The sequence below is a fragment of the Psychrobacter sp. 72-O-c genome (assembly GCF_904846605.1).
In the GTDB taxonomy this organism is placed as follows: Bacteria; Pseudomonadota; Gammaproteobacteria; order Pseudomonadales; family Moraxellaceae; genus Psychrobacter.
Map to the genome: position 1 here is coordinate 13,897 of NZ_CAJHBI010000018.1, position 13,486 is coordinate 27,382.

10 protein-coding genes, 1 tRNA gene and 1 other RNA gene are annotated in these 13,486 nt (G+C 42.2%); 1 reads left to right on the forward strand and 11 read right to left on the reverse strand.

Features of this window, described 5'->3' with window-relative positions; translation table 11 throughout:
• Positions 1 to 151 precede the first annotated feature (151 nt).
• Positions 152 to 1,999 carry a translational GTPase TypA gene (gene typA, locus JMX97_RS08140; protein WP_201556692.1) on the reverse strand — a complete coding sequence of 616 codons (1,848 nt, stop codon included), beginning with the start codon at positions 1,997 to 1,999 and terminating at the stop codon, positions 152 to 154.
• A gap of 355 nt (positions 2,000 to 2,354) precedes the next feature.
• Positions 2,355 to 3,545 (reverse strand): OmpA family protein, encoded by a 1,191-nt coding sequence (locus JMX97_RS08145; RefSeq protein ID WP_201556694.1) that lies wholly within the window; start codon positions 3,543 to 3,545, stop codon positions 2,355 to 2,357.
• Positions 3,546 to 4,062: 517 nt separating this feature from the next.
• Here JMX97_RS08145 and JMX97_RS08150 point away from each other — a divergent pair.
• Complete coding sequence (locus JMX97_RS08150) at positions 4,063 to 4,788, forward strand: Tfp pilus assembly protein FimT/FimU (RefSeq protein WP_227671519.1); 726 nt, start codon at positions 4,063 to 4,065, stop codon at positions 4,786 to 4,788.
• A gap of 120 nt (positions 4,789 to 4,908) precedes the next feature.
• Here JMX97_RS08150 and JMX97_RS08155 read toward each other — a convergent pair whose 3' ends face one another.
• The 9 genes from JMX97_RS08155 to rnpB all read right to left on the reverse strand — a co-directional run bounded on the left by JMX97_RS08155 (position 4,909) and on the right by rnpB (position 13,429).
• Positions 4,909 to 5,736, reverse strand: coding sequence for a pyridoxine 5'-phosphate synthase (locus JMX97_RS08155; protein WP_201556696.1), 828 nt, complete (start codon positions 5,734 to 5,736; stop codon positions 4,909 to 4,911).
• 77 nt (positions 5,737 to 5,813) lie between these two features.
• On the reverse strand, positions 5,814 to 6,608 hold the full coding sequence (gene recO, locus JMX97_RS08160) for a DNA repair protein RecO (RefSeq protein ID WP_201556698.1): 795 nt from the start codon (positions 6,606 to 6,608) through the stop codon (positions 5,814 to 5,816).
• An 84-nt stretch (positions 6,609 to 6,692) separates the two neighbouring features.
• The gene (gene era, locus JMX97_RS08165; RefSeq protein WP_201556700.1) at positions 6,693 to 7,853 is read right to left on the reverse strand and encodes a GTPase Era; all 1,161 of its coding nucleotides are present in this window, start codon (positions 7,851 to 7,853) and stop codon (positions 6,693 to 6,695) included.
• 155 nt (positions 7,854 to 8,008) lie between these two features.
• On the reverse strand, positions 8,009 to 8,806 hold the full coding sequence (gene rnc, locus JMX97_RS08170; protein WP_201556702.1) for a ribonuclease III: 798 nt from the start codon (positions 8,804 to 8,806) through the stop codon (positions 8,009 to 8,011).
• A gap of 166 nt (positions 8,807 to 8,972) precedes the next feature.
• Positions 8,973 to 9,365, reverse strand: a complete 393-nt coding sequence (locus JMX97_RS08175; protein ID WP_227671518.1) for a DUF4845 domain-containing protein — start codon at positions 9,363 to 9,365, stop codon at positions 8,973 to 8,975.
• Between the two features lie 260 nt (positions 9,366 to 9,625).
• Positions 9,626 to 10,528, reverse strand: a complete 903-nt coding sequence (lepB, locus tag JMX97_RS08180; protein WP_201556704.1) for a signal peptidase I — start codon at positions 10,526 to 10,528, stop codon at positions 9,626 to 9,628.
• A 79-nt stretch (positions 10,529 to 10,607) separates the two neighbouring features.
• The gene (lepA, locus tag JMX97_RS08185) at positions 10,608 to 12,404 is read right to left on the reverse strand and encodes a translation elongation factor 4 (protein WP_201556706.1); all 1,797 of its coding nucleotides are present in this window, start codon (positions 12,402 to 12,404) and stop codon (positions 10,608 to 10,610) included.
• A gap of 414 nt (positions 12,405 to 12,818) precedes the next feature.
• Positions 12,819 to 12,895 (reverse strand) — tRNA-Met (locus tag JMX97_RS08190).
• Positions 12,896 to 13,047: 152 nt separating this feature from the next.
• Positions 13,048 to 13,429, reverse strand: an RNA gene (gene rnpB / locus JMX97_RS08195) — RNase P RNA component class A.
• Between the last annotated feature and the right edge of the window lie 57 nt (positions 13,430 to 13,486).

Genomic DNA, 13,486 nt, shown 5'->3' on the forward strand with positions numbered 1-13,486 from the left:
TGAGTGAATATTAAATCAGAACCCTTAGGACAATTTCGTTAAACAGATATCATTTATATAACCGTATTTATATAAAAAAATTGCATAAAAAAAGGCTAACATTGCGTTAGCCTTTTTTTATTTCAATGTCAATTCTCAGTAAGAAAAAGTATTAAGATCCTTTCTTACGACCATGACGTTTACGCTCACTTTCAGTCAAGTAGCGTTTACGAATACGGATAGATTTTGGTGTAACTTCAACCAGCTCGTCATCTTGAATAAATTCAAGCGCTTGCTCAAGTGTAAACTTGATTGCAGGCGTTAAAGTCAAAGCCTCATCAGTACCACTAGCACGAACGTTGGTCAGCTGTTTGGCTGTTGTTGGGTTAACGGCCATATCATCGTTACGTGAGTTCAGACCAACAATCATACCCTCATAAACTTCAAGCTGTGGCTCAGCAAACAACTTACCACGCTTTTGCAGGTTAAATAATGCAAAGCCCAAGCAAACCCCTTTTGCCATAGAGACTAGTACACCGTTAGCACGGCCGCCAACATCACCGATTTTTTGTGGCCCATAATGCGAGAAGCTAGACGTTAAGATACCAGATCCTGAAGTCAAAGTTAGAAACTCAGAACGGAAGCCAATAAGACCACGGGCTGGTATTGTCGCTTCAATACGCATACGACCTTTACCATCAAGAACCATGTTGGTCATCTCACCCTTACGTAAACCAACCTGCTCCATGATTGGACCTTGATGCTGCTCTTCAACATCAAAGATAACGTTTTCATACGGTTCTTGCAGCTTACCATCAACTTCTTTGACGATAACTTCTGGACCTGATACGCCAAGCTCGTAGCCTTCGCGGCGCATGTTTTCGATTAGTACAGACAGATGTAGCTCACCACGGCCTGATACTTTGAATTTCTCAGGTGACTCTGTGTCTTCTACACGCAATGCTACGTTATGAATCAGCTCACGTTCTAGACGTTCACGAATATTACGTGAGGTCACAAACTTACCTTCACGACCTGCGAATGGTGAGTTGTTTACTTGGAAGTTCATCGATACTGTTGGCTCATCAACGGTCAACGGTGGCAAAGCTTCAACATTACTAGGATCACAAATAGTATCTGAAATATTAAGTGCATCAATACCTGTAATACAGATAATATCACCTGCTTGAGCGTCCTCAACGTCGATACGATCAAGACCATGGTAGCCCATAATTTTTAAGATACGGCCGTTGCGTGTTTCACCTTCTTTGTTGATCACAGTCACTTGCGTGTTGGTTTTAACTTTACCGCGCTGGATTCGACCAATACCAATAACACCTACAAAGCTGTTGTAATCAATGCTAGATATTTGCATGCGGAATGGCGCATCTGCATCAACTTGTGGTGGCTGTACAACATCTACAATGGTTTTAAACAAAGGCGTCATATCAGCAGCAAGGTCATCTGCTTCCATACCAGCAACGCCATTCAATGCAGAGGCATAAACAACTGGGAAATCTAACTGCTCATCGGATGCGCCAAGGTTATCAAATAAATCAAAAATCTGATCCATTACCCAATCAGGACGCGCACCAGGACGGTCAACTTTATTGATAACAACAATGGGTTTGAGACCTTGCTCAAAAGCTTTTTGGGTCACAAATCGGGTCTGTGGCATTGGGCCATCAACCGCATCAACCACTAAAAGTACGCAGTCAACCATTGACATAACACGTTCTACTTCGCCGCCAAAATCGGCGTGACCTGGGGTATCTACAATATTGATACGATATTCGGTATCGTTAGATTTATCCATCCATCTAATAGCTGTGTTTTTAGCCAAGATAGTAATGCCACGCTCTTGCTCAATATCACCTGAATCCATTGCGCGTTCCGCAACATTCGCACGGTCACCAAAAGTACCAGATTGATGTAACAGCTTATCGACCAAAGTAGTTTTACCATGATCAACGTGGGCAATGATTGCGATATTACGCAGATGTTTAATGTCGTTCGCCATATAAAATGCTCGTTTTGTCTTAATAAAATGTAGTAGCAGTAAGCGCCGCTGGATAATCTTTCATCATCAATCAGTCAGATAGTCTACTCTGCTCTTAAACGTCTGCACAATGAGTGCGCTGGGATAAGTGGTAGCAATAGAAGTTGACATCTACACCGATACATCCATCGTACCGTTAGCCATGCTAGTGCACACCCTGTCAATTTACAAAGTGTTTGGGCGGCTAGTATAACATTATTGTACTGTGAATTTGTGCAATAACTTATTTATCTGCACGCATGAATAAAAAAAAGCCACCCAAAGGGCAGCTTTTTTTGTAACTTTATTGGTTATGTTTTACTTAATAAGCAATTGCTTACTGAATAACCATGTCTTTAGTTTGTTCAACAGTCATAGTTTTGTCACCAGTGATGATGGCATAAACACGACGGTTCATAGCACGACCTTCTTCAGTATCGTTTGGAGCGATTGGACGGTCATAACCGTAACCAATTGTTGATAGACGGTTTGGTGCAATACCAAATTCGTTAGTCAACATAGATTTTACAGCAACGGCACGAGCTTCAGATAGACGTTGGTTGTAACGTGCTGAAGGACCAGTTTTAGAGGCATGACCTTCAACGCGTGCGGTAGAGTTAGGATACTCACGCATTTTCTCTGCTACTTTAGCAATCTCAGGCTGATACTGTGTTTTGATAGCTGATTTATCGTTATCAAAGAATACACGAAGTTCCATTTTCAGCTCATCAGTAATGTCTACTGGTACTGGGCAACCGCGTTCATCTACAACCACGTTCATTGGAGTGCCTGGGCAAGCATCCATGCTGTCATATACGCCATCACCGTCAGAATCAAGATCAGATTCAACAACGATAATTGGAGTACCAACTACTGGAGCTTCTGGTTCTACCATTGGTGGTACAGCTACTGTTGGGGCTAAATGACCCCCTAGTACCACTTCTAGACCGGCTAAGGCCATGCCTTCCCACCAGTTGTTGTCGAAGTTATGAATCGCACGTGCTTCACCACGTAGGCTTAGCGCGTTATTGATGCGATACATAGCACCTAAACCTAAGTTACCGATAGTGTCAGTAGTCTCTGCAACTTGATTGCCAGATGCATCTTCGATCTCAAGTTTAGATTGACCAGCACCGATCAGCATGTATGGCTTGAAGGCACCATCAGTATAACCAGTAAATTCTTCGGTACCAATTAAGAAGTTACCAGAAATCATTTCTTGTTCGGCATCAAAATTGTCGCTTCCATCTTGGCGAATGGCATCAGTATTTGATACACCATATTCTACTTGAAACTGAGTAGAAGGAGTAAGCTCGATACCTAGCGCAGCACCAGTGTATAAACCATCTTCTTTGTAGTAACTATCACCGCTACCATCGGAATCTTTTAACAAATCAAGCTGGTCATCGTCAGCGCCTTCGCTATAGTGATAACCTAGTAGTAATGGGCTAATAGTAACGCCAGCGTTGGCTGCTAGTGGCGCAGCTGTCACGGCAAATAAAGCTAGAGCAATTTTATTCAATTTCATGGACTTCCTCCAAAGGATAATTTGAGTGATGCGTTAAGCAGAACCACTTCCCAGATGACCTAAAAGCAGACACCGTTATGAATTTGTAATTATACAACAAAACCAATTAGGAAGTAGCTTATCGACTATCAATTAAGTTTACAACTTTTTTCGTTAAGGGGCTACACATTATTACACGATAGCGTTGTAACTAAAACACAATGGTCTGCTTATTTTACTGAGAACTAACATAAATTGCGCTTACTGGCTTTTGAATGCTAATTCGCAATAGACAACATATCAAATGATATCTATTGTCTGCGCTTAGTTTAATGCAAGTGCACGTATTTCTCTATTGTTAAAACCTAGCACTCACTAATTGAAACATTTTTTGACAATAGACATATATTCTGTTTATATTGTGACAGTCAACATAATTCTATTAATGCATTAAAGAATTGAATACTATGCTAAATACTATACAGGCAAGTCAAACTACTCAGTTTAACGTCACTACTTATATAGGCAACAACAGCTTATGGCTATGTTATCTAAAATAATATCGAGTAATCAGCAGGCATCTGTGCTTGCCTTATTTAAGTTAGTTCTTACTAAGTATAAACGTGTCTGTTCAGCATTAGTAAACCATGTTTATAATATTCGCCCTAAAGTCATTCAATCAGCTTCACCCAATAAAAAACTTAAAATTCACAAGGAGCCTTATAGACTTAGTAGCGAATATGGCTTTACTTTAGTAGAGCTTATCGTGACGGTAGCAATTTTGGCGATTGTAGCCACCATCGCTGCTCCCTCTATAGTAACGCAACTGGCACACATGGAAGCCAAGCGTATCAGGTTCGATATTAAGAATACCCTTGCCATTGCTAAAGCAGAAAGTTTTATTCAACACCGAAATGTTCTAGCATGCTTGTCTGATACCGATGGAGTTTGCCATAGAGACAGCGACAAGACTTTGCTACTATTTATAGACAATAACGACAATAATAATTTTGATGCCAATACCGATGCACTTTTGGAAACACAAACACTAGATCCTCAGTATGCCACGCTACATCTACGCGCTGGCAACCGTTCTTATGTGAGATTTGCTGGCGATAGCGGTAAGCCACGCGGGTTTTTTGGACACATTAAATACTGCCCAAGCGTATCTTATAACCAAAAAATGTATCAAATATCGTTTAATCAATCAGGGATCATCAAGTACAAGCCTAATAGCATTCATGATACTGGCTGTAAGGACTAGTTATTTTCAATACACTATAGTCAATGCTGAATAACAGTAATACGTAAATACTTAGATGAATGCGTGTAGCTGCATCTGTATCTGTTTTAAAGTGTACCGACTGTATCTTTGAGTTGGTACTTACTGATACATGGCCGCTTTCATCATAGTGACTGCTTGAGCTAAACCGACGAATACTGCGTCAGCAATGAGTGCATGGCCAATGTTAAGCTCATAAATACCGTCAATTTGGGCAATAGCGCTAACGTTATCACGTGTCAAACCGTGACCCGCATTAATCAACAGTTTATTATCAGCGTGCTGTGCAGTGCTAACTGCTTGCTTAATGCGCTGTAATTCAGCTTGCTTTCCCTCAGTATTACCCGCTAATCCCATTTCTGCATAAGCGCCAGTATGCAGCTCAATAGCGTCAGCTTGACAGGCAACGGCAGCTTTGATTTGGGTCTCGTCAGGGTCAATAAATAAAGATACTTTGATACCGCCGTTGTGGAGCTTGTTAATATAATCGGTCAGCCATACCTTCTGCCCTGCAACATCAAGGCCGCCTTCAGTGGTCAGCTCTGCACGCTTTTCGGGTACTAAGCAAACCCAAAACGGCTGCACTTCACAGGCAATCGCTAGCATCTCAGTCGTAGCGGCCATCTCTAAGTTCAATCGAGTGGTCAGCTGCTCGGCGATTTCATAAACATCCGCATCTTGAATATGACGTCGATCTTCACGCAGATGAATGGTAATACCGTCTGCGCCCGCTTTTTCGCATAATAATGCGGCTGCTAAAGGACTCGGATAACTGACCCCGCGCGCTTGACGCAAGGTTGCCACATGGTCGATATTGACGCCTAATAGTGGCAGTGGTTTTTTTTGTAGTGATTCTTTTGGAGGTTGTTGCTGAAGATTTTCTGGGGTTACATTTTGTTTTGAGGAGGATACTTGTGAGGGGATAGCCATAAAAAATCCTTTTAGTAATATTCAGATGATTTACCGATAAATAGGTTATGTGGAGCTTTTATTGAACTTTAAACTGGTTATTGATAGCGCTGTTGTTGTTGCCACAGTAAACGACTTTGCAAAGGCTGGTAATCCAGTAGATGATCAATCAGCTGTCGGTGCAAACGTGACCATGACCCAAGCGTGATATCAGATATACCTTGCTCTGCCATCATCATTATCTCGCTGCCATCAAAAACCATTTGTACGCTAGTGCTCGCTGAATGATCAGTTTGTACAATCGGAACTAGCCCCACATCAGGCAAGAACCGATAAGCGCAATCAGCCTCGATGGCGGCCAAAGTATTGTCATGCGCCAGCGTCAAAGCAAATCCTAACTCGATAAATAAATGCTGTTCAAAGTGCCGTAAACATAAACGCAGCTCGTTAGCGGTTAGGGGTTGCTTCAGTTGTTGCAAACTGTCTTGATAATGCTGCCATAATACTGGCATAGGATGTTCGGTAGGCAGCAGCCGCCAGAGTATTTCATTTAAATACAAGGCGGCGTATTGATGTTGACCGCTAATTTGTTTGTAGGGCTTCTGCTCTACTACTATAGCGGTACTGTCTGTTTGTGCGATGTCTGTTTTTACAATATCTGTTTTTACAATATCTGTTTTTACGATGTCTGTCTGTGCGATATTAATCTGACTGAACGTCTTTAGATCCCGTTTGCCGGTAGCAAAAAGTTGTAATGGCACAAATAGCGGTGCGCCTTTTTTACCAATGCCATGAATGACACCCTGTTGCTGCGAGAACAAGTAATATAGCGCACGCTTTTCTTGGAAAGGCCTCTGATGTAATAAATAACCGATTAATGCTTCATTACGCATGGTTTATTACCTCAGCGTTGACCTTAATATGCCCTATTTAGGTACGATTTTCCCGTCTAATTATTCACTTAATTAGCTATTTAATCAATAACCCAAACTGGTCAGGGCGCGTTCATCATCAGACCAGCCACGCTTCACTTTCACCCACAACGTCAGCATGACTTTTTTATCAAACAGCTGCTCCATATCCTTACGCGAATCAATACCAACTTGTTTGATACGCTGGCCTTTTTCACCGATAACAATCGCTTTTTGACCACTGCGCTCTACAAAAATAGTAGCATCAATAAAGGTACAGGCTTTGCGCGGACGACCCGTTTTTGGATCCATGTGCGCAGCTTCATCTTTAAATTCATCAATTTGAACCGTCAAATCATAAGGTACTTCATCACCAGCACTACGCATGATTTTTTCGCGGATAATTTCACTGGCCAAAAACCGTTCTGAGCGATCAGTAATTTGCTCAGTGTCATAAATGGGTGCAGCCTTTGGCAGATGTGAAGCAATGACTTCTTGTAGACGATCTAGATTCTGACTCTTCAATGCAGAAACCGGTACGATATCAGCAAAATCAAAGCTATCACTAAAGGTTTCAATCAGAGGCAAGATGCTGCCTTTATCCTTCAAAGTATCCGCTTTATTAATCACTAAGACCACGGTCAATTCAGTATCACCCAGCTTCTGTAGGACTAGTAAATCATCATCACGCCACTGATCTGAGTCGACTACAAATAGCACTAAGTCGACATCGACCAATGCTGAAACTGCGGCCTTATTCATGCGCTCATTGATAGCGCGTACTTCATTACGGTGGATACCTGGAGTATCAACAAACACCGCTTGCATCTCATCGTTAGACAAAATACCGTGAATACGATGACGTGTCGTTTGCGGTTTGCGCGAGGTAATAGACAGCTTTTGACCCAATAAATGATTCATTAAAGTCGACTTACCAACATTCGGACGCCCAACAATCGCCACATAACCGGCTTTAAAATCTTCGTCAACACTAGTGTGTCCACTTGGCGCAAAAAACGCTTCGATCGCTGTATCATTATCTAGCTCAGCACTGTTCAAATCAGCATTGGTCAACTCAGCATTGTTCTCATCGGACGCAGAGTCTGTGCCTTCAACGGCATTTTCAACTGAGCTTAGGTCTGTATTTTCTGTCAAATTATTGGTGTTTTCGGTCATATTATCGGCATTATCTTTATGGTTAGATGGCAAGTCGGTGCGATTGCTCATAGGTTGATCCTGTGGGGTTTTATAAATACTGCTCAACTGTCTCTAATTACTTAATCGAAATAGCTTTATCGAAACATAAAGCTAACAGCGAGAAGGTTATGTATTTAAAAATCATTATAATTTAATGGTATTTATTTGGATAGCTAGTGTTCATACTAAGAACGTTTTTTGAGCGCATTCGGCAGCTTATACAACTGATTGATCATTAGCTCTGCCGCTTTTTGCTCAGCAATGCGGCGACTTTCGCCAGACTCTGTAATATCAGGACACTTAGTGATATTTACCTGACAGCGCACCACAAATATCTGATGCGGCGCATTACCACGCGTCTCCATGAGTTCATAGTGTGGTAGATCAAATTGCTTAGATTGTAGCCATTCTTGTAGACGGCTTTTGGCGTCTTTGAGTACTTTTTGATCATTAACGTTATCAATAAGATCCCCGTACCATGACAATACGCACGTCCGAGTAATAGTCATATCTTGACTGTCTAAATAAATAGCGCCTATAAGGGATTCCACAGCATCTGCCAATATCGAAGCACGGTTACGGCCGCCCCCTTTCCGCTCACCCACACCTAAGATCAAGTGGTTGGACAACTCTAAGTTTTGTGCAATCGTCACCAACGACTCTTGACGTACTAAGGTTGCGCGCATACGAGTCAAGCGCCCTTCATTTTGGGTGGGGTAGCGATGATATAAGGCCTCACCAACAATCATACCCAATAGTGCATCCCCTAAAAACTCTAAACGCTCGTAGTTTTTTTTGCTATCAAACGAGCGATGGGTCAACGCAAGCTTAGGTAAGCTAAGATCATTAAATACATAACCCAACTTACGGGTCAATACCGTCAACCGTTGAATAAAGTCTGAGCTGATAAGAAAAGTGTCCACAGGTGCACTATTTTTTTGGACCGTAGGCACCGCCTGATTTTGCTGCGAAATTGATTTCATGCGTGGCTTGTGGCTATCCCTTTTATTTCAATGATTGAGTTGGCTAAATGCATAGAGTTTTTATAAAAAATAGATTTCCGAATGTTCTGATAAGGTCTCTATAACAAGAGCGAAGAAGCGCTTTCAAATATTAATAATCTAAAAATCAGATTACTTTTACAACAAACTACTCGGCTGCTGCCGCATCGATATTTCCCTCGAAGCGATTAACGATATCGACATTACCATAGAGGGTGTTGGTTTTTTCGTACTTCTTATAGATAGCCAGTTGACCTGTCTTTTTATTGGTAAAGGTAAACACGTCTTCAGCTTTGGTATCATAATCAGCATTAATGGATAACTGTTTATTAACCTGTTCAACAAACTGATTGGCCGTCACACTATCACTGTTTGCTTTTTTAAGCTGTGATTCCAAGGTTTTAGTCAGTTGGTAGTCGCTGACCTGTGCCGGTACAATAGCAATCACTAACTTAGCGGCAACACCAAGAACGATTATAAACAACACTATACTAGTCGCACTAGCGCCGCGCTGTGAAGACAAACCAGACAACTGCTGCAAAATAACATCTCCCGACTGATAAATTATTGTTTTTTAGTAGCTATCCCTACTGTAGCGATAGCTCTTTTATAGACAAGTCTTGAGGTTGTGTAGTAATAAAAATTCAGTTGGCGTCAATATTAGCACAAACTTCGTATTCATAAGGCGCTTGTCTATGATTTACAGGGCAAAAACGAGTGATCGTGGCAATATTAAATTAGTACGCCATCCAGTTGTTAGGCCGACCAGTAATTAAACCAGCCAGTAGACCATTTATCATCTTAGTCAATAGAGCCATTACGTGCAAAGGTAGGCAGATTAAGACCTGGCGGTTTATGCATCCAAATATAAACGGCTTTACCGGCTAAGTTTTCATCAGGAACAAAGCCCCAAAAACGTCCATCAGCACTACGATCGCGGTTATCACCCATTACAAAATATTGACCTTCAGGCACAGTAATACTCCACTGCGTGCCCTCTGAGCTGACTACTTCTGGCGCTTGTTGCTGTAAAAAAGGGGCATACTGTGAGCTATTCATACCCTCTAAATAACGAACTAGATGCTGATTGTCACCTTGGTTTTCTTGAAAATATTGCGCCTGACCTTCTTCTTCTTGTCCCATCTGTACTGCTGCTTGCTCAGTAATGACTTGTCCGGGAGCAACCTGCCCTGCGCCATACAACTGAGAAGTCAGCTCAGCATTGGCATCAAAATTCACTAACTTAGTGTCTACTGGTACATCATTAATCGCAAGTGTGCCTTGATCATAGCTAACGGTATCACCTGGTAAACCAATCAAGCGCTTAATATAATAAATGCTGGGGTTTTCAGGATAGCGAAATACCATCACATCACCATGTTCCGGCGAACCCGTATCTATAATTTTATTATAAGTAAGCGGTAAACGTACGCCATAAGCATATTTATTAACGGCAATAAAGTCGCCCGTATATAAAGTCGGCACCATAGAAGATGATGGGATATTAAACGGCTCAATCAAGAACGAGCGCACTATTAACACCACTGCTAGTACGGGAAAAAAATCATAGGCCCAGCGTACCAGTAAACTTTCTTTGCCGGGCCCACGGGTTTTACGCTGCTTAAATGCTAGTTTGTCTAATAGCCAGACCACACCTAAGACTAAGGTTAATGGCACCAAAATTAAATTAAAATCAAAATCCATACTCAATGACCTATTAACAAGCTGCTTATTTGACTATTTAATTTATAAGACTAGCTATGATTATTTTGATATCAATATTTTAATCTACTTGCAATACCGCTAAGAAGGCTTCTTGCGGAATCTCCACATTACCGACTTGCTTCATACGTTTTTTACCTGCTTTTTGCTTAGACAATAGTTTTTTCTTACGCGAGACGTCACCGCCATAACACTTAGCCAACACGTCTTTACGCATGGCTTTCACCGTACTACGACCGATAATTTGACCGCCGATAGCGGCTTGAATGGCCACATCAAACATCTGTCTTGGAATCAGCTCTTTCATCTTGCCAACGAGCGCATTACCACGATAACGAGATTGTGCTTGGTGTACAATCATTGCTAAGGCATCCACTTTCTCGCCATTAATCAGCACATCAACTTTGACTAGGTTATCAACTTGATAACGCTCAAAGTTATAATCAAGTGAAGCAAATCCGCGCGAGACTGATTTGAGGCGATCGAAGAAATCCATCACCACCTCGCCCATCGGAATATCAAATATCAGCTGGACTTGTTTGCCCATAAAGCGCATATCAACCTGCATACCGCGACGCTCCATACAGAGAGTCATAACATTACCAAGATAATCTTGCGGTACTAAAATCTGACAGCGCGCTATGGGTTCGCGGAACTCTTCGATGTTATTAGGTTCAGGTAGTCTTGACGGGTTATCAACATAAATAATCTCGCCATCTTTCTTCACAATCTCATAAATGACCGAGGGTGCTGTAGTAATTAAGTCCAAGTTATATTCACGCTCTAGGCGCTCTTGGATAATTTCCATGTGCAACATACCCAAAAATCCGCAGCGAAAACCAAAACCTAAGGCATCTGAGGTATCTGGCTCAAAAAATAACGAAGCATCGTTAATTTGTAATTTTTGTAGCGCCTCACGAAATTTTTCAAAATCAGTAGATTCGACCGGGAACATACCCGCATACACTTGTGGGGTGACTTTCTTAAACCCAGGAATAAAGTCAACATCAGGCGTTTTGGCATGAGTAATAGTATCACCAACCGGCGCACCGGCAATGTCTTTAATACCCGCAATGATAAAACCAACTTCACCAGCTTCTAAAATACCGGTATCCAAAGGCTTCGGTGTAAAGACACCAATTGAGCCCACTGGATGCGAATCTTTGGTCGATTTAATATAGATTTTATCGCCTTGACGTACTGTCCCTTGACGCACGCGTACTAATGAGACGACGCCCAAATAGTTATCAAACCATGAATCAATGATCAAGGCTTGTAGCGGCGCTTCACGGTCACCAGTCGGCGCTGGAATAAACTCAACCAATGCCTCTAGCAGCTTATCAACACCCAGCCCAGACTTTGCTGATACACGCGGGGCGTCAATAGCTTCGATGCCGATAATATCTTCAATTTCTTGAATAACGCGTTCAGGCTCAACTTGCGGCAAGTCAATCTTGTTTAGAACGGCCATCACTTCTAGGCCCTGATCGACCGCGGTATAGCAGTTAGCAACAGATTGTGCTTCCACACCTTGCGCAGCATCAACCACCAATAATGCGCCTTCACAAGCCGCTAGTGAGCGCGAAACCTCATAAGAGAAATCGACGTGGCCTGGCGTATCAATAAAATTGAGCTGATAACGCTCACCATTGGGGTGATCATAATACAAAGTCACCGACTGCGCTTTAATGGTAATACCGCGCTCACGCTCAATATCCATGGAGTCGAGTACTTGCGCCTGCATTTCGCGATCTTGCAGCGCGCCGCACATTTGAATAAAACGATCAGCAAGGGTCGACTTGCCATGATCAATGTGGGCAATGATAGAAAAGTTACGAATATTGGCTAATGCAGTCACAAAGCGCCTACTAAATAAGGGGTGATTGAATAATGGGAATAAAAAATGATGTCAGGCGCAATTAATAAAATAATCGCCCATAATTAATATCAGCTGGTTCGCTAATATTATCGCCTCAAATCAACAGCTCATAGCGCTTACTAATACGCGCAGGCATGTGAGCGTATTCTAGCAGTTTTCTGCTGTAAAGTAAGGCGATTTCGTCAGCAAGCATTTGATTTAAAGATCAAGTGATTTAACGACGAAAATAACTTAGCTGATTGATGAAGCTGACTTAGCTTGCGGCTATATGAGGTAGAAGGGGAGAAATTATAACTGCTAGGTAGAAAGGGCTTGAAGAGTTGAGTATTTTTCAGGCAAAAAAAAACCAATCACAAAGGATTGGAGTTTTAAATTCGAGCAACTACATATAAATGGTGGCGATGAAGAGACTTGAACTCTTGACCTCACGATTATGAGTCATGCGCTCTAACCAGCTGAGCTACATCGCCATTTAAGGCTCAGTATTATGCCTAAGCAGATAACTTGCGTCAACCCTTAGGCAGCATTTTTTGCAAAAAATATTGAATTAAATTCAAAATAACTGCAATTTTAAAACACCAAGCCTGTACTACAATGTACTTTTAAAAAAAAGCACTAAAAAAGGTTTGGTAAACCGATAAGCCGGGTTCTGTCGTGGACAATCATTCCTCTAGGCGTATCATCGCTAATACGCTCAAGCAACCTACCCGCATCGAACGCGGGCCGCGCCATGCCGATGCCTATTTGGTCTTGCTACGCGTGGAGTTTACCATGCCGTGAACTGTTGCCAGACACGCGGTGCGCTCTTACCGCACCCTTTCACCCTTACCGATGACATCAACGTCTTGCGACAATCAAATAATCAAAGGCGGTCTACTCTCTGCTGCACTGGTCGTCAAGTTACCCTGCCCAGCCGTTAGCTGGCACGCTGCCCTATGTAGCCCGGACTTTCCTCCCCTGCTCGTCTGTTGCCAGTGTGCAGCGGCGATTGCCTAGTCTACCAAGCGCGCTAGTATAGCAAACCTTACGCTTATTTGGGGAAGTCTTTTTCAGTTATTTGC

What these genes read in the sequence shown, in the direction of transcription:
- typA (WP_201556692.1), bottom strand. Translation starts at nt 1,999, where the DNA reads ATGGCGAACGACATTAAACATCTGCGTAATATCGCAATCATTGCCCAC.
- recO (WP_201556698.1), bottom strand. Translation starts at nt 6,608, where the DNA reads ATGCGTAATGAAGCATTAATCGGTTATTTATTACATCAGAGGCCTTTC.
- rnc (WP_201556702.1), bottom strand. Translation starts at nt 8,806, where the DNA reads ATGAAATCAATTTCGCAGCAAAATCAGGCGGTGCCTACGGTCCAAAAA.
- lepB (WP_201556704.1), bottom strand. Translation starts at nt 10,528, where the DNA reads ATGGATTTTGATTTTAATTTAATTTTGGTGCCATTAACCTTAGTCTTA.
- JMX97_RS08145 (WP_201556694.1), bottom strand. Translation starts at nt 3,545, where the DNA reads ATGAAATTGAATAAAATTGCTCTAGCTTTATTTGCCGTGACAGCTGCG.
- JMX97_RS08150 (WP_227671519.1), top strand. Translation starts at nt 4,063, where the DNA reads ATGGCTATGTTATCTAAAATAATATCGAGTAATCAGCAGGCATCTGTG.
- JMX97_RS08155 (WP_201556696.1), bottom strand. Translation starts at nt 5,736, where the DNA reads ATGGCTATCCCCTCACAAGTATCCTCCTCAAAACAAAATGTAACCCCA.
- era (WP_201556700.1), bottom strand. Translation starts at nt 7,853, where the DNA reads ATGAGCAATCGCACCGACTTGCCATCTAACCATAAAGATAATGCCGAT.